Source organism: Amycolatopsis sp. CA-211722, assembly GCF_056828465.1.
In genome coordinates this window covers 2629272-2649629 of record NZ_CP184752.1, presented here as the reverse complement: position 1 = coordinate 2649629, position 20358 = coordinate 2629272, and the positions used below count along the sequence as shown (strand labels likewise).

Sequence of the window (20358 nt, the reverse complement as noted above, 5' to 3'; positions counted from 1 at the left end):
TTTCCGGGTGCGCCGTTCGTGGGGTAGTCGCAAGGCCGCCACGACCCCAGGAGATGAGAATGTCGCACCCGGAACCCGTCGCCCGCCGCATGTACGACCTGGTCGAGCCCATCGGCTTGATCCCCTACTTCGCCGACGAGTCCGACGAGGCCCTGATGGCGCTCGGCCTCCGCAACCCGTGGGACGCCTACTTCGCCGGGCGGGCCGCGCCGTTCGGCCGGTCGGTGCCCGCCGAAGTGATCCACGCGATCTTCTACAACTTCGCCCCGGGCGAGGTGGCCCGGCATCTCCCGAAGGTCTGGGAGCTGACCACGCCCGAGGCGGCGCTCGCCGCCCGCGAACGCGGCTGTGTCGCGGGGCTGCGGCGGATCCTCGGTGACCTCGCCGACGAACCCGGCGTCAGCCGCGCCGGCGATCTCCTGCTGAAAGCGGCGACCAGCGCCCCGGTGGAGGGACGCGCCCTTTTCGCCGCGGTCCGAACGCTCCCGATCCCGGAGGAGCCCGTGGCCCGGCTGTGGCACGCGGCCACCCTGGTGCGTGAGCACCGCGGCGACGGCCACACCGTCGCCTTGGTGGCCGAAGGCGTCGGCGGGACCGAATGCCACGTGCTCCACGCCCTGTCCGTCGGGATTCCCGCGAACGAGTACGGCCGGGTCGGCCATCTCCCCGCCGCACGGCTGACCGCGGTCGTGGACGCGATGCGCGACCGCGGCCTGATCGGGTCCGACGGGTGGCTCACCGACTCCGGCCGGGCCACCAAGGAGCGCGTCGAGGCAATGACCGACCGGCTCGCGGAAGCGCCCTACAACGCCCTGAGCCCCAGCGAACTCGATCGTCTCGTGGCCGACCTCGAACCGGTCTCGGCCGCCATCCGGGCCGTCATTCCGTGGTAGCCACGACGCGATAGCGCCGGTGGGTGGCGACGCCGGCGACAGATTCGCCCTGGGGGACGAACTCGCCCAGCCGCCCGGCGAACACGGAGGTCCCCTGGCCCAGCACCACGGGGGCCAGATGGAGGTAGACCTCGTCGAGCAGGCCCGCGGCCAGCAGCTGCCCGGCGACGTCGGCGCCCATCACGAGTACGTCCTTGTCCCCCGCGGCGTCCTTGGCACGGTGGACCGCCGCCTCCAGCCCGTCGAAGGCGAACGTGCCGCCGTTGCCGCCGAGGAGGTCTTCCCTGGTCCGATGGGTGACCACGAAACTAGGGACACTGGGCCACGGCGTCCCGCCCCACGGCCGCAGCCCGAGGTCGAAGGTGCGCCTGCCGATGACCGTCGCCCCGACCATCGCGTTCACCTCCTCGACCACGCGGGCGTCGGGCCCCGCCCCGGCCATCCATTCGTGCAGCCGTTCCCCGCCGTCGCCCATGGGCTCTTCGGGTCGGACATTCGGCCCGGCGGTGAAACCGTCCAGCGACATCGACACATCCAGCACCACCTTGCTCATCACAAGGCCTCCTTCGCTCCGGTGTTTCCGGAAGGGGGTCGGAGCGGGCTCGGCCGTCTCGACATCCACGCACGAACGCCCTCGCTCCCCCTTGTGACACCGAAGCCCGGTGGCCTGCATCACCAGGCCGTCCTGTCACGGGAATCGGGTCACCGGGATCTCTTGGTCACGACACCGAGAGAAGGACGCCCACCGCGATGGAGGCCGTCCTCTTCTCGACCGACACCGAAAGGTTCGAACCATGAGCAAGTTCGCGGTGGCCGGAGCGACCGGCCGGCTGGGACGGCACGTCGTCGACGTCCTCACCGAACGAGGACACCACGTCATACCGATGTCCCGGACCACCGGCGTGGACGTCGTCACCGGTGAAGGACTCGCCGAAGCACTCACCGGAGCCGGAAGCATCATCGACGTCGCCTCCTGGCACGACTCCGAACAGGAGGCGGCGACGGAATTCTTCCGCGCGTCGGCCCGCAATCTGCACGAAGCCGGCCGACGGGCGGGGGTCGCCCGGATCACCGCGGCGTCCATCATCGGCGCCGACAAGGCCACCGCCGGTTTCCTCGCCGCCAAGAAGGTGCACGAGGAACTCCTCCTGGCAGGACCTCTACCGGTTCGCGTCCTGCGGGCCGCGCAGTTCCACGAGTTCGTCGGCCGGCTCCTGGACTGGCGGCGGGGCGACGTCGTCCACCTGCCCGCCCTGCCCACTCAGCTCGTGGCCTGCCGCACGGTCGCCGAGGAGCTGGTCGACCTCGCCACCGGACAGGAGGACCCTGGACCGCCGATCCCCGAAATCGCGGGTCCCCGCAGGGAGATCATGGCGGACGCGGCCCGCCTACTCGGCGCCCGCCGGGGCATCGAGGTCGTCGGCGTCGACGGCTCCGATATGCCCGACGCCGAGATCGCGGCCGCCGGCGGTTTCCTGCCGAGCCCGCACGCCAAGCTCGCGGGCCCCACTTTCGCGGAGTGGCTCGACGCCCAGCCCTGAACCGGAATGGCCGAAATCGCCGAGAGCACCCGGCGTCAGGAGAGGAACCCGGTACGAAAACCGGCGGCGACCGCTTCGGCGCGATCGTGGACGCCGAATTTGCGGAAGATCCGCTTGCAATGGGTTTTGACGCTGTCCTCGGAGAGGGCGAGATCGGCGCCGATATCGAGGTTCCGCTTGCCCTGGGCCATGCCCCAGAGGATCTGGAGCTCGCGTTCGGACAGGTGCGGACGTTCGACGGCGGGCGATGCGGTGTCCTGGGGCGCGGCGGCGATGGCCAGTTCGGGGTACAGGCCGTCGTGATTCCGGAGGAATCCGCCGACACCGGGCACCAGGGCGACCGTGCCGGACGATCCGAACATGATCACCGAGGCGTCGGGGGCGACCGACAGCAAGGTCGCCGCGGCCGCGGGACCGGACGGCTCGCCCGGCCGGACGGCGACGAACACCACGTCGGCAGGCGACCGGACGTACCTGCTGACGAGTTCGTCGCCGCTCGCCGCGCATTCGACGCGCCCGATTCCCGGCGCGCCCTGCAGCGATCGCGCGAGCCCATGACGCGTATTCAGCCGGTCGGCGTAGACCAGGATCTCCACCGCCGCGGCCATTTCCGAAGGTTCTTCGCGATCGCGCTCGTTTCGGGGATTGAACACGGCCTCCATGCCCCGGGAACGTCGGTCCATCCATTCCCTTACGCGGGATGAGCAAAACGTTATGAAGTCGATCACCGCGCCGGTTCCGTCGCCAGTACCAGCGACAACGACGCCCCGTTATCGAATCGTAACCCTTGTTCTCGCGTGCCGCGCGATCCAGATCGCGACGAGCGGTTGATCACTGTTTTTCCGATTCACCCGATCGTGCACTTTGGGTCGGGCGCCCCCATTTCGACACCGACGGAAAGTGGTTCGTTCGGGAGCCGGTGACTGTATGGAGTGGCGACGGCGGGTCCCGTAAGTGGCAGTTCCCTATCGCCTGACGGGTCCTTACTGTCGTTTGTTGGGGCAACCCCTTCGAGCAAGCCGGAAATGGTGGAGTGCGATGGTGTGGCTGCGAACGACTCGGTGTGAAACGGGCACGTCGCCCGTTTCGCGCGGTCGTCGCGGGCGCGCCTTGCTCCGTTTCGGCACGCTGGGCGGACTGGCGATCGCCGGATTCGCCGGCGCCGCCGTCCTGGCGGGTTCGGCCACCGCGGAAGAGGTTTCCCCTCTCCCCGTCGCCGCCGACCCACCGGCCGAAGACTCTCCGGAATACCCGCCGCGATCCGTCCCGGCTCCACCGCCGACGAATGTGGGAGACCTGGTGCGGGCAACGGTCCGCGAGGTCACCTCGGACGCCGTCGCGGCGACACAGCAGGCGCTCGGCACGGCGAACACGGCGGTCACCGCCCTGACGGAGCCGGTGCTGGAGACGGCGACGCGGACCGTCCGCTCGGTGACCGACACGGGTTCGGCTCTGGTCGCGCCCGCGGTGCAGACGGTTTCCGAGGTGACCGCACCGTTGACCGTGACCGAGTCGGCGGCACACCGGACGGTCGGCTGGGTCACGGTGACGGTCACCTCGGTGATCTCACCGAAGACACCCGCCCCCGAGGCCACGTCGTTCGTCCCGGCGATGCCGGACATCGCACCGGTCGCGGCGCCGGAACCGGCCGTTGACGCGCCGGTGCCCACGGCCGACTTCGCGGCCGCGGCCGTCGGAGTGACCGACGCGGCGCCGCTGTCACCGGCCGCCGCTCACGCACTGCCTCACCTGACCACCCCCGCCACCCCGTCGCCGCTGTCACCACTGTCACCACTGTCGCCGATCGTCCCGATCGCGCCCGCGGTGCTGCCCGGGAGCGCCCCCTCGTCGGGCACGTCGGCCGCGCAGGGTGGTTCCTCGACTTCCGCCGCGATCTTCGACGGCGGACCGATCGGCTCGCGGTTCACGCTCGGCGAGCCGGTCTCGGATCACCATTTCCCGCTCCGTATGTGTGCGGACGATCCTTCGGTGTCGCCGGACTGACGTGTCGGCCGCCAACGCGATTCACGCGTAAGCGATCGCGAAGCAAATCCCTTGATCGGTAGCGACAGCAGGACCGTCGAGGTGCAACTCGACGGCCGGCACGCGAACTCAGGGCTGAAATCGCGAGTCGGTGGTTCCCGCTGCCACTACCTCCATCAACGGCTGGTGTCCAAGGGCTGTCGGCGAAAACAAGACCCGTTTCACAACAGACACGTCAACCGCCGCGCCGATGTTATCGGCAGGCGCTCATCAACTGGAGCGTTGAAAATGAAATTCACACGTTGGACTCGGCGCCATCGCGCCGATGTCCCCAGCGGAAGGGCCCCCGTCGGCCTTTCCCTCGCGAATCCCTGTTCCCGCCGGTCGAGTCGCACGCTGCGCAATGCGGCCGCGATGTCGGTCACCGCGACCTTCGCGCTGATCGGCTTGACCGCCAACGCCGCTGCCGCCTCCCTGCCGGGCCTCGACGGCCTCGGCCTTTCCGGAACGGACACCACCTCACTGTTCGCGAGCTCTCAGCCCAGCTCGACGGTGAGTGCTTTCGGGACGAGCGGCACCTCCGGCAGCCGGCCCTCGGACCTCCCGACCGCGCAGATACCGACCGTGGGCAAGTTCCTCAGCGGCGACGTGCTCAGCGGTGGCGTTTTCACCGGTGGCCTGTTCGGCGGCGAGACGAAGCAGACGTCCGTCGACCCGAACCAGTCCGGCGGTGGCCACTCGACCGGGGACACCTCCCACGAGGGCGGCGGCGACGCGTGCGACTTCTTCCTGCAGCACATGTGGAAGAACGAGGACGGGATTCCGTTGCTCGGCAGCAACTCGCACGCCCTCACCTACCACACGGACCCGGCGTACAAGAACCTGATCCTGTCGATGGCCAGTGGCGCGATCGGGAACTCGCACATGCCGGTCGTCGACGCCTACGGCGGACCGCTGGGCTGGATCCCGATCTTCAACCCGTCGCACGTGCGGGGCCACGGCACCGATTACCTCACGATGGCGACCGGGTGCGGCGGGATGGGCCTGCCCATCGACACCAAGACCATGGCCGTCGACATGTCCCGGCTGCCGACGCCGGACAAGGTGGCCGACTTCGTCCAGAAGGGGATGCCGAGCATTCCCGACCCGGCGAAGGTCCTGGCACCGGACTACCTCTACAACACCCTCCAGGTCGCCGAGATCATGAACCGGCTCGGCCCGGACACGGTCTTCACCCCGGACGAGTACCTGTCCTTCGCGGGCAACAACTTCGACGCGATGCGCCTGCTGTGGCAGACCGCGTTCGAAAAGATGAGCAGCGGCGACCCGGCCGCGATGCTGGACGTCCTGAAGATCACCGACAACATCAAGACGCTCCAGTCGCTCGGCCTTCCGGGCCTGCCCGGCTCGAGCGGTGAGACCCTCACCGGTGGCCTCCCGACCGGCGGCCTGCCGATCGTCGGAGGCGCGCTCGGCGGTTCGACGCCGATGCAACCGGGCGTCCCCGCCATCGGCGGCAAGCCGATCTCGGGCGAGGGTCCGACCATCCCGGCCGGCTCGCCGGTCTCGGGTTCGGTCACCTTCACCAACAAGGGCACCGAGCCGCTCACCAACCTGAGCGGTTCGTTCCCCGGCGGCACCGTCACCCCGTCCGCGACCTCGGTCGCGCCGGGCGGCACCGTCACCTACACGTTCACGGCTCCGGCGAAGCCGGGCTCGCAGAGCGCGAAGCTGACGATCACCGGTACCAAGCCGAACGGCTCGACCGTCAGCTCGGAGACGACGATCCGCTACGTCGGCACGCCTGCTCCCGGTACGCCCGCTCCTGGCACTCCTGCTCCCGGCACGCCTGCCCCTGGCACGCCTGCTCCGGGTACGCCCGCGCCGGGTCTTCCGGGGCTGCCTCTTCCGGGTCTGCCGAGCCTGCCCCTGCCGGGTACCCCCGGCGAGCCCGGTACGCCGACCCAGCCCGGTCTTCCCGGACTGCCCGGACTGCCGGCCGTCGGTGGGATCTTGGGCCCGGTGACCGGGCTGCTGGGCAACCCGCAGCCCCAACCGACCCCCGTCCCGGTTCCGCAGCCGCAGCCGACGCCGACCCCGGTCCCGGTCCCGGCCCCGCAGCCGGCTCCGCACCCGGTTCCGGTTCCGCACCCGACGCCGCAGCCGACTCCGGTCCCGGTGCCTGTCCCGCAGCCGCAGCCGACTCCGGTTCCGGTCCCGCAGCCGCAGCCGCAGCCGCAGCCGCAGCCGCAGCCGCAGCCGTCGGCGAGCATCTCCGTCGGCACTCCGTTGGTGAACGGGAAGGCCGCGGGTACCGCTCCCGGCCCGAACGTCCCGTCCGGCAGCCAGGTCACCATCACGATTCCGGTGACCAACAATGGCACCGTCCCGGTGTCCGGGCTCGGCGGCACCACCTCGCTCGGCAAGCTGAACTGCGGCTCGGGCCAGTTGGCACCGGGCAGCACCACCCGCTGCACCGTCACCACGACCGCGCGGCCGGGCTCGAACACCGCGCAGTTCAACTTCACCGTGTCGGGTCCGAACGGCACCCAGCAGAGCAAGGCCTGCCGGGTCTTCTACACCGGTACGCCCGCGGGCGCCGGCAAGCTGACGATCACCGGCAAGCCCTCGGTCAACGGCGCCGTGATCGGCTCGAACTCGACCGCGACCGTGCCTGCCGGCAGCAAGTCCACCATCAAGGTGCAGATGACCAACACCGGCACCGCGCCGATCACCGATCTGCGGGGCACCTCGCAGAACGGCCGGGTCACCTGTGGCAGCACGACGCTCGCCCCGGGTGCCAGCACCCAGTGCACGATCGGGTTCACCGCCGGTACCGGCGCCAAGACGGTGAAGGCCACCTTCACCGGCAAGGACGCCGCCGGCAACACCTCGACCGTCGGGTTCTCGCAGCGCTACACCACCACCGGTGTGTGCACCTGCGACCCGGCCAACTCGACCGCCACCGCCACCGCCGCCTCGACCAAGGCGACCACGTCGCCGCTGTCCGCCATTTCTCCGCTGTCCGCGCTGACCGGCGCGAGCACGCACTGACGGATATCGGTTGACGACGGCCGGACACCGCCGAGATCACTGATCGGCCCAGCAGAGCTTGGAAAGGTTTCTCATGCGTACCTGGGTAAAACGGTCCATCCAGACCGGGTTGCTCGCAGGCGGCTTGATGTTCCTCGGCGTGGGTGTGGCCCACGCCGAGGAGGCCACCGAGCCACCGCGAACAAGTGACCAGACGACCGCGGACACCAGTCCGCTGACCACCGTGACGTCGCTGGTGTCGGGACTCGTGCAGCCGCAGAAGGCGGCATCGACCAGCACGACCTCGGCGTCCGCGACGACGACCGGCGCCGATTCGACCAGCTCGACCACGTCGGCGGGCAGCGGATCGGCGACTCGATCGGACTCGTCCGTGACACGAGTCCTCGAGCCGGTCAGCTCCGCGCTGACCACGCGATCGGGCTCGTCCAGCCCGGTGACCGCCGCTTCTGGCGGAGCCACCAGCGTCGCCAAGACAATGCCGGCGACCTCCGCCGGCGGTACCGGCACAGGTGACAGCACTGTCGGTGCGACCACCACCAGCCAGGTGTCGGCACCGGCCGACACCGGGTGCGCGTGCCACTTGACCATGGGCACGCCCACGGTCGACGGCACCAACGCCGGAGCACCGGACAACGCCGTACCGGTCACCGCCGACCAACCGGTGACAGTGACCGTTCCGGTGACCAACACCGGCACCAGCACCGTCGACAACGTCACCAGCACCACCCCCAGCGGTGCGTTGACCTGTTACGACAGCACGCTGACCGCCAGTGAAAGCACCTTGTGCACCGGGCCGTTCACACCGGCCGCGGACACCACCGCGGTCCCGGTCACCGTCACCGGCACCACGGCGAACGGAGAGCAGACCGGCACCACCGGCACCGCCTACGTCGCCCCGGCCGGCGGCAGTGACACCGGGTGTTCGTGTCACCTGACCATGGGCACGCCCACGGTCGACGGCACCAACGCCGGAGCACCGGACAACGCCGTACCGGTCACCGCCGACCAACCGGCGACGGTCACCGTTCCGGTCACCAACACCGGCACCAGCACCGTCAGCAACGTCACCAGCACCACCCCCAATGGTGCGATGACCTGCGCCGACAGCACGCTGGCCGCCAAGGAAAGCACCCTGTGCACCGGAACGGTCACGCCGGCCGCGGACACCACCACGGCGCCCGTCACGGTCACCGGCACCACGGCGAGCGGAGAGCAGGCCAGCGCCACTGGCACCGCCTACCTCGCCCCCGCCGGCCAGGCACCGGCTCCGGTACCCGCACCGGCACCTGTTCCGGCTCCGGCTCCGGTGCCAGTTCCGGCACCGGCACCTGGCACCGGTGACCCGCACGGTGGCTCCGGGAACCCACCCGGAACCCACCCCGGTTCGCCGTCCGGTGGCAGCACCGGTGGCACCGCCGGTCACCAGACCGGTGGTTCCGCGCACGACACGATCGGTACCGCGGCCGGCTACCCGGTGGGTAGCCATCACGGCGGTCTCACTGCGTCGGCGGTCGGCAGCGCCCACGAAGCCGGAACGCACAGCGGTTCGGTCGAAGCGGCCACACACGGGTCCGCGGGCGAGCACGTCGACGCCGGATACCCGGTGCCGGCCGGCGCGGTCGAGGCCGGCGGTGGCGGTACCGCCGATGATCACCAGGGCGTCGTCGGCGGAATCGTCGGTGGCGGACTGGCGGTTCTGGTGATCGCCCTTCTCCTGGTGACGGCGGTATCCGCGCGCCGTCGTCACCTTCGTTAGGGGGAACGGTGTGGTGTGGCCATGCCCCGGCCACACCACACCATCCCTCCTGTTCGACTGGAGTGGGTCATGACCGTGACCGAAATCCAGACCCGGCTCACCCTGCTCGTGCTGCTCGGCTTGTCTTGGATGCTGACCGCCGTCACGGTCCTGCCGGAAAACACCGGCTTCGCCGTGGTGAGCGCGTCCCTCGTCATCATCTGCGCGGTCGGCTGGGAGACGCTCTATCAGGCCGGTCGGCGGTTGCGCCGGGACAAGGAGTGGCCGCGTCCCGCGTTCGGCGCGATCACCGCGACCCTGGCCGCCGCGGCGGCATTGGGGCTGGTGATCGGCCTGACCACGGACAGGACGCCGTCGCCGGCCGCGATAGCCTCCGCGCCCGGCACGACGCACGCCGCACCGTCGGCCTCCCCGCCGCTGGTCGTCGACCCCGCGATCCGGATGGCCCCGATCGCGGTGCGCATCCCCAAGATCGACGCCGACTCGTCGCTGATCAAGCTCGGACTCGACGCGAACCGGCGGATGCAAATCCCGTCGGTGGCCACTCCGATGCAGGCCGGTTGGTACGAGCCGGGACCGGCGCCCGGGCAGACCGGGCCAGCGGTGATCGTCGGTCACGTCGACGGCAGGGCCCAGCCCGGCATCTTCTTCCGGCTGCACGAACTCGCGGCGGGTGACCGCGTCACCATCGAACGCGCGGACGGCTCCGTCGTCACCTTCGTGGTGCACCGAACCATTCGCGTCCCCAAAGATCGCTTCCCCACCAAGGAGGTCTACGGCCGCACTGGCGGTCCGGAACTGCGACTGATCACCTGCGGCGGCTCCTTCGACGGGACCGCGCGCTCCTACCGCGACAACGTGATCGTTTTCGCCCGGTTGGAAGGAGGCAGCAGCCGCGTCGCCGGCGATGGACACGAGACACACGGTCCGCTCAGGGCTTCAGTGCCGTCGAGTTAGCCGAGAGGCCGCAGGACAGTAGCCAGCGAAAATCTGATGGTGGGCCGCCTGGGGCTCGAACCCAGAACCTACGGATTAAAAGTCCGCAGCTCTACCAATTGAGCTAACGGCCCGTGCGGCTGAGTCTAGTAGACCGCCGTCGACCACCAGGATGGCGGGGCGGCCGCCCGAGCGCCACGGAATTGTCGGGGGTGTCTGCCAAGGTCGGGGCATGGACACGATCCCTGACGAGAACTACGCGGCGAGCTGGGAGGGCGACCGTCCGAAGCCTCCGCGCGTGGCGAGTGAGCGCGAGATCCTGACGTCCACCCTCGACTGGCATCGCCGCACCTTCGAGCTGAAGTGCCAGGGGCTGACGCCGGAGCAGATGGCGCTGCGGGCGGTCGAGCCGTCCGGCTTGTCGCTGCACGGGCTGCTCAGGCACCTCACCGGCGTCGAGCGCTGGTGGTTCCGCCTGCAGTTCGCGGGTGAGGACGTCCCGCTGCTCTACTACTCCGACGAGTGGCCCGAGCAGGACTTCGAGGACACCGGCGGCGACGTCGAGGCCGCGTGGGCGGCGTGGCACGACGAGTGCGCGCGGTCGCGCGAGATCGTGGCGGCCGCGTCGCTCGACGACACGGGCAAGAGCCGCCGTGACGGCGAGCCGTTCTCGCTGCGTTGGCTGTTGACGCATCACATCGCCGAGTACGCGCGTCACGCCGGCCACGCCGATCTGCTGCGCGAGCGCATCGACGGGAGGACAGGCCACTGAAACCTTGAAATGCGATGCTGGGCCGATGAACGCCGATCCCGATTCCGGCCTCCTGTCCCCGGTCCGCGCCGGCACGCCCGCCGAGGCGGCGACGGGTGATCTCGCCTGGGTGCGGGCACTGTTGGACACCGAGGCGGCGCTCGCCAGGGCTCAGGCCGCCACCGGGCTGATCCCGCGGGCCGCCGCGGAGGCGATCACCGAGGCCGCCGCGTCGGTCGAGATCGACGTGGTCGGGTTGGCGAGGGCGGCTCGCGAGACGGCGAACCCGGTCGTGGGGCTGATCAAGGAGCTGACCGAGGCCGCCGGGACGGAGTACGTCCATCGCGGCTCCACGAGCCAGGACATCTTCGACACCGCGATGATGCTGGTCGCCGCGCGGACGCGGACGCTCCTCGTCTCGGACCTCGAGGCGACGGCGGACGCGCTGGCCGGCCTCGCCCGCGCGCATCGCGACACGCTCATGGCCGGGCGCACCCTCACCGCCCACGCGGTCCCGACCACGTTCGGGCTCAAGGCGGCGGGCTGGCGCCAGTTGACGCTCGACGCGCTCGACCGGCTGAACCGTGTCGTCCTCCCGGTCTCGCTCGGTGGCGCGGCGGGCACGAGGGCCGCGTACGCCGAGTACGCGCGCCTCGCCGATCTGCCCGACGGCTATCCGCAGCGGCTCCAGACGGCCTTCGCCGAGGAGACCGGTCTGGCCGAGACCACGCTCCCCTGGCACGCCCTCCGCACCCCGACGGCGGACCTCGCGGCCGCCCTCGCGTTCACGGCCGCCGCGCTCGGGAAGATCGCGGTCGACGTCCAGTTCCTGACGCGCACCGAGGTCGGGGAGGTCACCGAGCCGGCGGGTGAGGGGCGTGGCGGGTCCTCGGCGATGCCGCACAAGCGCAATCCGGTGCTCGCGACGCTGATCCGGTCGGCCGCCCTCCAGGTCCCGGTGCTGGCCACGGGCGTCACCCAGACCGTGCTCTCCGAGGACGAACGGTCCGCGGGCGCGTGGCACGCCGAGTGGCAGCTGCTGCGCGAATGCCTGCGCCTGACCGGCGGCGCCGCGCATACGGCGGCCGAGCTCGCCCGAGGCCTGGTCGTGCACGACGAGCGCATGCGCGAGAACCTCGGCCTCACACACGGCCAGATCGTCTCCGAGCGCCTGTCGACCGTGCTCGCCCCGCTGCTCGGCAAGGCGCGGGCCAAGGAGGCGCTGGGACGCGCGTCCAAGCTCGCACTGGAGCAGGGCAGGGCGCTCGGCGAAGTTCTTTCCGGCCTGCCGGAGCTAACCGGAGTCCTCCCCGCGGATTCCCTCGCCGAGCTGCTGGATCCGGCGAACTACACCGGGTCGGCCGGGGCGCTCACCGACGCCGCGCTGGAGGCGCGCGAAGAAAATCCGAAAACTCCTTGAACCGGTCCCGCACCGGCTCCGTGTAGGGGGTACGAGCTCACCGCGCCAAGCCGCGGAACCCCTACGAACAAGGAGAAATCCCATGCTTCGCAAGCGTTTCGTCGTCGCAGCGGCGTCCGCGGCCGTGGGCCTGGTGGCGTTGTCGGCCTGCTCGGGCGGCACCGAGACGGCGGCGCCCGCCGTCGCTCCCGCCGCCGCGGTGGCCGGGGCGGGAGGGAACGCCCCCGCGGCCAAGGGCGAGACCAAGGTGGCCGTGGCCGACGCCGGCGACCTCGGCCAGGTACTCGTCGACAAGGACGGGTTCACGTTGTACCGCTTCGACAAAGACAGCGCGAAGCCGCCGAAGTCCAATTGCGACGGTGACTGCGCGAAGACCTGGCCGCCGATGCTGGCCGAGGGCGACGTCCAGATCGAGGGCGTGGATCAGGCGCTGGTCGGCGAGGTGACCCGCGCCGACGGCCGCAAGCAGGTCACCGTCGGCGGCTGGGCGCTTTACCGCTACGCCAAGGACGCCAAGGCGGGCGAGACCAAGGGACAGGGCGTCGGCAGCACTTGGTATGCCGCGAACGCCAAGGGCGGCAAGGCGGGCCAGGCCGCGAAGGAAGAGGCTCCGGCCGAACAGAAGGACGGCGCCACGAAGCTGGTCGCGACCAACGTCGACGGCATCGGACCGGCCATTGTGGACAAGGAGGGCTTCACCCTCTACATGTTCACCAAGGACAAGAAGAACAAGCAGCCGACCTGCAACGGTGACTGCGCGAAGACCTGGCCGCCGGTGCTCGCCGAGGGCGACGTCCAGCTCGAGGGCATCGACCCGAAGCTGCTCGGCACGGTGAAGCGCGCGGACGGCACCACGCAGGTCACCGTCGGCGGCTGGGCCGTCTACCGCTACGCCAAGGACGCGAACGCCGGTGAGGCGAACGGGCACGGTGTCGGCGGAACCTGGTTCGTCATCGAGCCCGCGGGCTGCAAGAGCACCGCGCCGGTGAAGAACAAGGCGGCCCAGAGCGGGAACGCCGCCCCCAAGAAGGAGGAAGGCGCTCCCGCCCAGGACTACGGTTACTGAGACCTAGTGGGCCAGGCCCGGCGGTCGCTCGTCACGAGCGACGGCCGGGCCTTTCTCGTGCTTCGCCCGTCGCGAAGTGTCCGGAAGAGGCTCGACGACCGTGGCGCTGTCGGCCCGGCCCGTCACCACGTTCTCGTTCTCGTCCTCCGGCAGCAGCACCTTGTGCCGCGCCGGCAGGACCGCGATCAGCAGCCCGAGGGCGGCGAGGCCGAGGTGCAGCCAGTTGTCCGTCGCGTTGAGGTTGAACGGATTCCCCGCCTCTGAGACCGGATTCGTCGAAACGGTCCCGGCGATCATCAGACCCCAGACGAACAGCGCCCCGAAGGCGACGAACGTCAGGAGACCGAAGACCCTGGACCGGCCCGAGCCGAAGGTCAGCAGCAGACCGATCGCGCCCAGCAGGACGAATCCGAGGTTGTAAAGGGGATTCACCGAGAATCCGAGCACCGTCGCGTCGCTGCGACCGGCGAAATCGGCGAACCCGGTCCTGGTGAAGCCCACTATCCCGAACACCAGGAAGGCCAGGCTCGACAGCCCGGCGAGAACCTGCGCGGGCTGCAGGCCCGCGGTCCGGATACGAGCGCGTTGTGCACGTGCCATTGCTCCGCCTCCCAGAGTTGGCGACCTGAATTCAGGCTTGGGTGCCGGATACCCCGGGGTCCTCCCGGGCAAACAGAGGCGGCCGAACGGCCTAACCGTGAACACGATCGGGTGATCCGGTCAACAGGTCGTGTGGGCAAGGTGAGCGGAGTCATTCTCCTGGTGGGGTTGTGCCTGGGCGCCGTCCTCGCGATGGTGCTGGTTCCGCGGTCGCGTCCGGGCCCGGCGGCGGTCGCGGCCGCGGCCGAGACGGTGGTCACCCTCGAAGCCGAACCGGAACCGGCCGAGTCCCCGTCCCCGTCCCCGTCGCCGCCTTCCTCTTCGGCGGCACCGGGATCACCGCCGAAGTCCGTGGACACCGAGGAGCTCGCGGAACTCGTCCCCGGTGGGCAGGTGAGCGTGGTCGTCTACGACCGCATCGCCACCAAGACCACGGTTTCCCTCAAGCCGGAGCGGGCCTACACCTCGGCTTCCCTGGTGAAGCTCCTCATCGCGCTGGAAGCGCTTCAAGCGGGCACACCGGCGAGCACCGTGCAACGGATGCTCTCGGTCAGCGACGACGACATCGCCAGCAGGCTGTGGACGGCCCTCGGCGGACCGGCCATCGTCACCCGATGGGCGGGCAAGATCGGCCTCGGCGGGACGCGGCCGCCCGAGGACCCCGGCCGCTGGGGCGACACCCGGATCACCGCCGCGGACGTCGCGAAGATCTACCGCTATCTGCTGGAGAAGGCGGGCGCGGGGACGCGGACGACGATCATGCGGGCGTTGAGCGGCGCGACGGAGAGCGGATCCGACGGGATCCGGCAGTATTTCGGCATCCCGGACGCCGTCGGTTCCCTTCGCTGGTCGATCAAGCAAGGCTGGTCTTGCTGCCGCGGCTCCCGGATCCTGCACAGCTCCGGAACCGTCGGTGAGGACGATCGCCACATCGTCGTCGTCCTGACCTCCCAGCCGTCGTCGACCACCTACACCGGTGCCGGCAAACGGGTGTCCGACGTGGTGAGGGCGCTCCGCCCGGCTATTGACGACCTGTAAACAAGGTGGGACAGTGGCCGCACGCCGCTCTCCCGGGAGGTCGTCATGAGCACCGAAGCCCGCCTGCCCGCCGTGACCCCGCTCGGCCCGGATTCCGTCGCCTGGCGAGTGGTCGGCGACCGGAGACTGCTGCTCGGGGCGGGGACGGCGTTGCTGCTGCAGGTCGCGCATCCGGTGGTCGGCGCCGGTGTCCACGACCATTCGAACTACACCGAAGACCCGTGGGGCAGGCTCGACCGGACCATCGATTCCTTGCTGTGCCAGGTTTTCGGCGGCCGGGAGGCGGTCGCCGAGGCCGAACGGCTCCGCGAGCTGCACAAGGCGATCAAGGGCGTCGACCACCACGGCGAGCGCTATCACGCGCTGAACCCCGAGGCCTACCGATGGGTGCACGGATCGACCTTCTGGACGACGATCCGCATGCAGGAGGTGTTCATTCATCCCTTGTCCCACAACGAAAAGAACCGCTTCTACGCGGAATGGCGCCGTCTCGGCCTGCTGCTCGGCCTTCGCGAGCACCACATGCCCGAGGACCTCGATGGATTCGAGGCCTACTTCGACGACGTCGTCGCGAACCGGCTCGAGGACAACCGCACGGTCCGGGAACTGCTCCACTCGATCACCATGCGGGACACGCCACCGCCTCCGTGGTGGTTCCTGCCGGAGGCCTTGTGGCGCCCCGTCCGGCCAGCGGGCGGGAACGTGCTGACCCTGTGCGCGATCGGCTTGCTTCCGCCGGTGCTTCGCGACCGCTTGAGTCTCAAGTGGACAGATGCGGACGAGCGGCGGCTCCGGCGCCTCGGCGCAGTCACGAGGGCGGCCGGGAACCGCGTGCCCGACCGGCTTCGCTTGTACCCCAAGGCATATCGCGCCAGGCGCGGGTAGCTACTCGACGACGTCGACCAGCGCGCCCTTGGCTCCGGTGTTCGGCAGCGGCCACGGCTTGACCCCGCCGTTGGTGACGATCTTCTTGTCCTGCGGCGCGGACGGCGGCAGGGTCCGCGCGCCGATCCACGCCAGCACGTCGGGGATCTGCGTCTTGAAGGTGTTCATGTTGTGGCCGGCGTCCGGGATTCGCCACGACGACAGCGTCGCGGGCGTGCGGACGGCCGCCTGGAGCTGATCGAGCGAGGAACTCTCGAAGCCTTCCTTGTCCCCCGCGATCGCCAGGATGTCCACCGGCGAGGGGTGCTTCTGCAGGTTCAGCGTGACCTTGTTCGCGTCGATGATGTCCTGTCTGCCCTTGAACAGGTTCTCCGTCTCCGCGTCCACCGAAGCTTCCGCGTAGCCGCTGACACTCGCCGCCTGGCCGTACCACTGCGGGTGCCGGGTCACGAGGTTCATCGCGCAGTACCCGCCCGAGGACCAGCCCGCCATCGTCCACGCCTTCCGCTGCGGATTGGCGCCGAGTTTCTCGATCGCCCAGTCGCGGATGTCGGCGGTCAGGTAGGTGTCGTTGGCCGATCCGTCGACCTCGTCGACGCACTGGGTGTCGTGGCCGATCTTCGGTTTCCCGGTCGGATCCGGGATGATCACCAGTGACGGCGGGAGCGCGTTCCTCGCGATGGCCGCGTCGAGCTGAGCGGGCAGTCCGTACGGACCGGTGACCACTTCCGGCCCGGACGGATAGTTCGGGATCCATTCGATGACCGGGAATTTGAAGCCCTGGTACGCGGAACCGTAGTACTGGGGCGGGAAATACACCGAGACATCACGGGTCAGGCCGGTGCGCTTGCCGGTCACCGTCATGTACACGACGGAACCCTTGCCCTCCTTGGCGCGCGTCGCCCCGCCGGCGCCCAGCTTGTCCAGGTCCGCGCCGTTCTGCCCACCGACGGCGTCGACCCCCTGCCCCGAGTACACACCGGTGCCGAACAGGGCGCCGACCGTCGGGAAGAACCCGCCGATGATGTTCCCACCCATCCCGGTGCCGACCACGATCAGCACCACCGCGAGGACGATCGTGGCGCTGCGGCCGAAAAGCTTGCGGCGCCAGCGTTCCCAGAAGAACGGAACGGCGATGATCGCGAGCAGGGCCAGCACCACGACGATGACGAGGTTCAGGGTCGAATCCAGCCGGATGGCGCTCAAGCCCAGTCCCATGGCGATCGTCCCTCCCGGCGGCGGCACGCCCCCGCGCCGCGCTTCCCACATCCGGATCAAGAGACGTGCGGCCGCCGGAAAGTGTTGTCCGGGGTGACACGCGTCACCCCGGACGGACCGTCAGCCTTCGAGTGCGGCGCGAAGCACCCCGATCGCCTGCGAGATCGCGGCTTCCGCGGCGTGCGTTCCGCGCAACGTGTTGAGCATGACGAAGTCGTGCACGATGCCCTGGTACCGCACGGCGGTCACCGGAACCCCGGCCTGACGCAGTTTGGCGGCGTACGCCTCGCCCTCGTCACGCAGGACGTCGGCCTCGGCGGTGATCACCAGTGCGGGCGGCAGGCCCGCGAGCTCGTCGAGGCTCGCGCGCAACGGCGACGCGGTGATTTCCGCGCGCTGCGCCGGATCGGTCGTGTACTGGTCCCAGAACCACTTCATGCCGTCGAGGGCGAGGAAGTAGCCCTCGGCGAACCGCCGGTAGGACTCTGTGTCGAAGTTCGCGTCGGTGACCGGGTAGAAGAGCACCTGCTGGCGGAAGGTGACGTCGCCGCGTTGCTTCGCGAGCAGGGTGAGCGCCGCGGTCATGTTCCCGCCGACGGAGTCTCCGGCGATCGCGATCTTCGTGCCGTCGAGCCCGTTTTCGGCGCCGTGTTCGGCGACCCACTTCGCCACGGCGTAGTTCTGCTCGATGGCGACGGGGTAGCGCGCCTCGGGCGAGCGGTCGTATTCGGGGAAGACGACGGCCGCGCCCGCGCCGACCGCGAGCTCGCGGACCAGGCGCTCGTGGGTGTGGAAGTTGCCGAAGACCCAGCCGGCGCCGTGGACGTAGACGATCACGGGCAGCGGCCCGCTCGCGCCCTGAGGCCGCACGATGCGGACCTCGACGCCGTCCACCTGCGTGGTCTCGACGTCCGCGGCGGGCAGTTCGACGTCACCGCCCTGGACCTCGTCGACGGCCTTGCGGCCTTCCTCCGGCGGCAGCTGGAAGAGGAACGGCGGGGTGGCGGTGGCCTCGACGAAGGCCTGCGCGGCCGGTTCGAGGGCCAGGTTGTGCGGGTTGGCGGTCATTTCTGCCTCCTGGGTTCCGAAGTCGATGCGCCCAAGGTAGCTCGCAACTCAATTGTGCACAACTAAAATGTACTCAAGGAGATTTGGCTCACTCGAGTGGCGATCTGCGGCATGATCGACGCACCATGGGGGAACGAGGAGGACCGATGCCGACGGACAACACCGGATCGCTGTGCCTGGACGATCAGCTGTGCTTCGGGCTCTACGCGGCATCGCGCGCCGTGACCGCGCTCTATCGCGTGGTGCTCGACGATCTGGGCCTGACCTATCCGCAGTACCTGGTGATGCTCGCGCTCTGGGAGGAGGACGAGCGGCTGGTCAAGGAGCTCGGCACCGTGCTGAACCTCGATTCCGGCACGCTGTCGCCGCTGCTCAAACGACTGGAGAAGTCCGGACTGGTCGAGCGCGTCCGGCAAGCCGACGACGAGCGGTCCGTCCGGATCAGCCTGACCGGGGACGGCGCCCGGCTCCGGGAGCGCGCGAGCGGGATCCCGAAGATCATCGGCGACGCGATGGGCCTCGACGCGGCCGGTCTCGCCCGCACCCGCGCGGAGCTCGATCGCCTGACCGAATCCGTGAACGCCTACCGCGAGGCCTACGTCCCGGCCGGTTAGCATGGGATTTCCGGCGCGGACAAAGGGATGACGATGATCGATCACGACGCGGCGCTCAAGGCCGTCGAGAACAGCTTGGACCGGCCGTCCGCGGCGCGGGTCTACGACTACTTCATCGGCGGGGACACCCACTACGCCATCGATCGCAACTTCGCCGAGAAGGTGCGCGAGCGTCTGCCGCTGATGGGCGACTACTGCAAGACCAGCAGGCAGTTCCTCGGCCGGGCCGTGCGGCATTGCGCTGAGCTGGGCATCAAGCAGTTCGTCGACATCGGTTCCGGCCTGCCGACGGCCGGCAACGTGCACGAGGTCGCCGACGAGGCGCGGCCGCAGGAGGACACGCACGTCCTCTACATCGACAACGAGCCGATCGCGCTCGCGCATTCGACGTTGCTGCTCGCCGACACCGCCGACCCGGATCGCCACCACGCCATCGCCGCGGATCTGTTCGACCCCCAGGACCTGTGGGACCGGGTGATGGACTCCGGCATCATCGACGTCCGGGAGCCGGTCGCGCTGGTGGTCAACGCGGTCATGCACTTCATCAAGGACGAGCAGGATCCCGACGGGCTGCTGGACTTCTACCGCGACCGGCTCGCCCCGGGTTCGCTGCTGGTGCTTTCCCAGATGACCAACGAGAACCCGGCCAACGAGGAGGAGAAGCAGGCGCTTCTGGACATCCTCGAGTACTACGAGACCACGACGAACCCCGGTTTCCTGCGCACCATGGACGAGTTCCGGCGCTTCTTCGGCGGCTGGCCGCTGCTGGAGCCGGGCCTGGTCTACGCGCCGGCGTGGCACCCGGACGAGAAGACGATCTTCGCCGCTTCACCTTCGGAGTCCCGCGTCATCGGCGGGATCGCCCGCAAGCCGTAGCTCTGCAAGTACGTGAAGGCCCCCTTCATTGCGCCTAACGCAATGAAGGGGGCCTTCACGTACTTGTGACGCGCGTCGCCTTGCAGTGCAACTAGGTGCATATGAAACTAGGTGCATGGCATTGGAGCACGCGATCCTGGTTTCGCTGTCCGAGCGATCCGGCTCGGGCTACGAGCTGACGCGCCGCTTCGAGAAGTCCATCGGGCTGTGGTGGAACGCCACCCACCAGCAGATCTACCGCGTCCTCAAGCGGATGGAGGACGCCGGCTGGGTCGCCGTCGACCACGTCGCGCAGTCCGGGAAACCCGACAAGAAGGTGTACACCGTCGGCGACGCGGGGCGGGCCGAACTCGCCCGTTGGCTCGCCGAACCCGATCCGTCGGCCACCGCCAGGGAGCTCGCCGTGAAGATCCGCGGCGCGGCGCTCGGCGATCCGGCCGCCGTCGCCGCCGAGGTCACCCGGCATCGCGACGCGCACGCGGCACAGCTCGACGCGTACCTGCTGATCGAGAAGCGCGACTTCCCCGACCCCAGCGTCCTCAGTGGACAGTCGTTGCACCAGTTCCTCGTGCTGCGCGGAGGAATCCGAACCGAACAGGGCCACGTCGAGTGGCTCGAAGAAGTCCTCCGGGCATTCCACCACGATGCGTAAGGACCAG

At 69.6% G+C, this 20358-nt stretch carries 20 protein-coding genes and 1 tRNA gene; 14 read left to right on the top strand and 7 right to left on the bottom strand.

The window, feature by feature from the left end:
- Positions 1 to 59: 59 nt before the first annotated feature.
- Positions 60 to 893 carry an SCO6745 family protein gene (locus tag ACOCEP_RS13015; RefSeq protein WP_482337452.1) on the top strand — a complete coding sequence of 278 codons (834 nt, stop codon included), beginning with the start codon at positions 60 to 62 and terminating at the stop codon, positions 891 to 893.
- Here ACOCEP_RS13015 and ACOCEP_RS13010 read toward each other — a convergent pair.
- Positions 880 to 1446, bottom strand: coding sequence for a dihydrofolate reductase family protein (locus tag ACOCEP_RS13010; protein ID WP_482337451.1), 567 nt, complete (start codon positions 1444 to 1446; stop codon positions 880 to 882). The two genes, ACOCEP_RS13015 and ACOCEP_RS13010, sit on opposite strands and share 14 nt — an antisense overlap.
- A 241-nt stretch (positions 1447 to 1687) precedes the next feature.
- Here ACOCEP_RS13010 and ACOCEP_RS13005 point away from each other — a divergent pair, with 241 nt between their 5' ends.
- Positions 1688 to 2434 (top strand): SDR family oxidoreductase, encoded by a 747-nt coding sequence (locus tag ACOCEP_RS13005; RefSeq protein WP_482337450.1) that lies wholly within the window; start codon positions 1688 to 1690, stop codon positions 2432 to 2434.
- 35 nt (positions 2435 to 2469) lie between these two features.
- Here ACOCEP_RS13005 and ACOCEP_RS13000 read toward each other — a convergent pair whose 3' ends face one another.
- On the bottom strand, positions 2470 to 3042 hold the full coding sequence (locus ACOCEP_RS13000; protein WP_482337449.1) for a response regulator transcription factor: 573 nt from the start codon (positions 3040 to 3042) through the stop codon (positions 2470 to 2472).
- Positions 3043 to 3544: 502 nt separating this feature from the next.
- On the opposite strand from ACOCEP_RS13000, the gene ACOCEP_RS12995 reads away from it, so the two are divergent.
- Positions 3545 to 4438 (top strand): hypothetical protein, encoded by an 894-nt coding sequence (locus tag ACOCEP_RS12995; protein ID WP_482337448.1) that lies wholly within the window; start codon positions 3545 to 3547, stop codon positions 4436 to 4438.
- A 393-nt stretch (positions 4439 to 4831) separates the two neighbouring features.
- A complete protein-coding gene (locus ACOCEP_RS12990; RefSeq protein ID WP_482337447.1) occupies positions 4832 to 7471 on the top strand; it encodes a COG1361 family protein in 2640 nt (879 codons plus the stop codon).
- Positions 7472 to 7507: 36 nt separating this feature from the next.
- Here ACOCEP_RS12990 and ACOCEP_RS12985 read toward each other — a convergent pair whose 3' ends face one another.
- The gene (locus ACOCEP_RS12985) at positions 7508 to 8173 is read right to left on the bottom strand and encodes a hypothetical protein (protein ID WP_482337446.1); all 666 of its coding nucleotides are present in this window, start codon (positions 8171 to 8173) and stop codon (positions 7508 to 7510) included.
- Between ACOCEP_RS12985 and ACOCEP_RS12980 the strand changes: the two genes are divergently transcribed.
- Together ACOCEP_RS12980 and ACOCEP_RS12975 are read left to right on the top strand one after the other, a co-directional pair.
- A complete protein-coding gene (locus ACOCEP_RS12980; RefSeq protein ID WP_482337445.1) occupies positions 8151 to 9227 on the top strand; it encodes a hypothetical protein in 1077 nt (358 codons plus the stop codon). The two genes, ACOCEP_RS12985 and ACOCEP_RS12980, sit on opposite strands and share 23 nt — an antisense overlap.
- A 69-nt stretch (positions 9228 to 9296) precedes the next feature.
- Positions 9297 to 10184, top strand: a complete 888-nt coding sequence (locus ACOCEP_RS12975) for a class F sortase (protein WP_482337444.1) — start codon at positions 9297 to 9299, stop codon at positions 10182 to 10184.
- Between the two features lie 37 nt (positions 10185 to 10221).
- On the opposite strand, the gene ACOCEP_RS12970 is transcribed toward ACOCEP_RS12975, so the two are convergent.
- A tRNA-Lys gene (locus ACOCEP_RS12970) sits at positions 10222 to 10297 on the bottom strand.
- A gap of 98 nt (positions 10298 to 10395) precedes the next feature.
- Here ACOCEP_RS12970 and ACOCEP_RS12965 point away from each other — a divergent pair.
- The 3 genes from ACOCEP_RS12965 (at position 10396) to ACOCEP_RS12955 (ending at position 13400) form a co-directional block, all read left to right on the top strand.
- On the top strand, positions 10396 to 10935 hold the full coding sequence (locus ACOCEP_RS12965; protein ID WP_482337443.1) for a DinB family protein: 540 nt from the start codon (positions 10396 to 10398) through the stop codon (positions 10933 to 10935).
- Positions 10936 to 10960: 25 nt separating this feature from the next.
- Positions 10961 to 12334 carry a nitrosuccinate lyase gene (locus ACOCEP_RS12960; RefSeq protein ID WP_482337442.1) on the top strand — a complete coding sequence of 458 codons (1374 nt, stop codon included), beginning with the start codon at positions 10961 to 10963 and terminating at the stop codon, positions 12332 to 12334.
- 82 nt (positions 12335 to 12416) lie between these two features.
- The gene (locus ACOCEP_RS12955) at positions 12417 to 13400 is read left to right on the top strand and encodes an SCO0930 family lipoprotein (RefSeq protein WP_482337441.1); all 984 of its coding nucleotides are present in this window, start codon (positions 12417 to 12419) and stop codon (positions 13398 to 13400) included.
- A 3-nt stretch (positions 13401 to 13403) separates the two neighbouring features.
- Here the strand turns inward: ACOCEP_RS12955 and ACOCEP_RS12950 are convergent, their stop codons facing one another.
- The gene (locus ACOCEP_RS12950; RefSeq protein ID WP_482337440.1) at positions 13404 to 14000 is read right to left on the bottom strand and encodes a DUF4383 domain-containing protein; all 597 of its coding nucleotides are present in this window, start codon (positions 13998 to 14000) and stop codon (positions 13404 to 13406) included.
- 132 nt (positions 14001 to 14132) lie between these two features.
- On the opposite strand from ACOCEP_RS12950, the gene ACOCEP_RS12945 reads away from it, so the two are divergent.
- Both ACOCEP_RS12945 and ACOCEP_RS12940 read left to right on the top strand, forming a co-directional pair.
- Positions 14133 to 15038, top strand: coding sequence for a serine hydrolase (locus ACOCEP_RS12945; protein ID WP_482337439.1), 906 nt, complete (start codon positions 14133 to 14135; stop codon positions 15036 to 15038).
- A 45-nt stretch (positions 15039 to 15083) separates the two neighbouring features.
- Complete coding sequence (locus ACOCEP_RS12940) at positions 15084 to 15923, top strand: oxygenase MpaB family protein (RefSeq protein ID WP_482337438.1); 840 nt, start codon at positions 15084 to 15086, stop codon at positions 15921 to 15923.
- Here the strand turns inward: ACOCEP_RS12940 and ACOCEP_RS12935 are convergent, their stop codons facing one another.
- Both ACOCEP_RS12935 and ACOCEP_RS12930 read right to left on the bottom strand, forming a co-directional pair.
- On the bottom strand, positions 15924 to 17141 hold the full coding sequence (locus ACOCEP_RS12935; RefSeq protein ID WP_482337437.1) for an alpha/beta hydrolase: 1218 nt from the start codon (positions 17139 to 17141) through the stop codon (positions 15924 to 15926).
- Positions 17142 to 17261: 120 nt separating this feature from the next.
- Complete coding sequence (locus ACOCEP_RS12930; RefSeq protein ID WP_482337436.1) at positions 17262 to 18209, bottom strand: alpha/beta hydrolase; 948 nt, start codon at positions 18207 to 18209, stop codon at positions 17262 to 17264.
- Between the two features lie 146 nt (positions 18210 to 18355).
- Between ACOCEP_RS12930 and ACOCEP_RS12925 the strand changes: the two genes are divergently transcribed.
- From ACOCEP_RS12925 to ACOCEP_RS12915, 3 genes are all read left to right on the top strand, one after another.
- Positions 18356 to 18823 carry a MarR family winged helix-turn-helix transcriptional regulator gene (locus tag ACOCEP_RS12925; RefSeq protein ID WP_125679026.1) on the top strand — a complete coding sequence of 156 codons (468 nt, stop codon included), beginning with the start codon at positions 18356 to 18358 and terminating at the stop codon, positions 18821 to 18823.
- Between the two features lie 27 nt (positions 18824 to 18850).
- Positions 18851 to 19699, top strand: coding sequence for an SAM-dependent methyltransferase (locus ACOCEP_RS12920; protein ID WP_482337435.1), 849 nt, complete (start codon positions 18851 to 18853; stop codon positions 19697 to 19699).
- Between the two features lie 115 nt (positions 19700 to 19814).
- A complete protein-coding gene (locus ACOCEP_RS12915) occupies positions 19815 to 20351 on the top strand; it encodes a PadR family transcriptional regulator (protein ID WP_482337434.1) in 537 nt (178 codons plus the stop codon).
- Positions 20352 to 20358: the final 7 nt, after the last annotated feature.

Bases quoted from the DNA above. Each gene is read 5' to 3' on its own strand.
- ACOCEP_RS13005 (WP_482337450.1), top strand. From the start codon at position 1,688: ATGAGCAAGTTCGCGGTGGCCGGAGCGACCGGCCGGCTGGGACGGCAC.
- ACOCEP_RS12975 (WP_482337444.1), top strand. From the start codon at position 9,297: ATGACCGTGACCGAAATCCAGACCCGGCTCACCCTGCTCGTGCTGCTC.
- ACOCEP_RS12920 (WP_482337435.1), top strand. From the start codon at position 18,851: ATGACGATGATCGATCACGACGCGGCGCTCAAGGCCGTCGAGAACAGC.
- ACOCEP_RS12990 (WP_482337447.1), top strand. From the start codon at position 4,832: ATGTCGGTCACCGCGACCTTCGCGCTGATCGGCTTGACCGCCAACGCC.
- ACOCEP_RS12940 (WP_482337438.1), top strand. From the start codon at position 15,084: ATGAGCACCGAAGCCCGCCTGCCCGCCGTGACCCCGCTCGGCCCGGAT.
- ACOCEP_RS12960 (WP_482337442.1), top strand. From the start codon at position 10,961: ATGAACGCCGATCCCGATTCCGGCCTCCTGTCCCCGGTCCGCGCCGGC.
- ACOCEP_RS12925 (WP_125679026.1), top strand. From the start codon at position 18,356: ATGCCGACGGACAACACCGGATCGCTGTGCCTGGACGATCAGCTGTGC.
- ACOCEP_RS12935 (WP_482337437.1), bottom strand. From the start codon at position 17,141: ATGGGACTGGGCTTGAGCGCCATCCGGCTGGATTCGACCCTGAACCTC.
- ACOCEP_RS12950 (WP_482337440.1), bottom strand. From the start codon at position 14,000: ATGGCACGTGCACAACGCGCTCGTATCCGGACCGCGGGCCTGCAGCCC.
- ACOCEP_RS12930 (WP_482337436.1), bottom strand. From the start codon at position 18,209: ATGACCGCCAACCCGCACAACCTGGCCCTCGAACCGGCCGCGCAGGCC.
- ACOCEP_RS12965 (WP_482337443.1), top strand. From the start codon at position 10,396: ATGGACACGATCCCTGACGAGAACTACGCGGCGAGCTGGGAGGGCGAC.
- ACOCEP_RS13010 (WP_482337451.1), bottom strand. From the start codon at position 1,446: ATGAGCAAGGTGGTGCTGGATGTGTCGATGTCGCTGGACGGTTTCACC.
- ACOCEP_RS12915 (WP_482337434.1), top strand. From the start codon at position 19,815: ATGGCATTGGAGCACGCGATCCTGGTTTCGCTGTCCGAGCGATCCGGC.
- ACOCEP_RS12955 (WP_482337441.1), top strand. From the start codon at position 12,417: ATGCTTCGCAAGCGTTTCGTCGTCGCAGCGGCGTCCGCGGCCGTGGGC.
- ACOCEP_RS13015 (WP_482337452.1), top strand. From the start codon at position 60: ATGTCGCACCCGGAACCCGTCGCCCGCCGCATGTACGACCTGGTCGAG.
- ACOCEP_RS13000 (WP_482337449.1), bottom strand. From the start codon at position 3,042: ATGGCCGCGGCGGTGGAGATCCTGGTCTACGCCGACCGGCTGAATACG.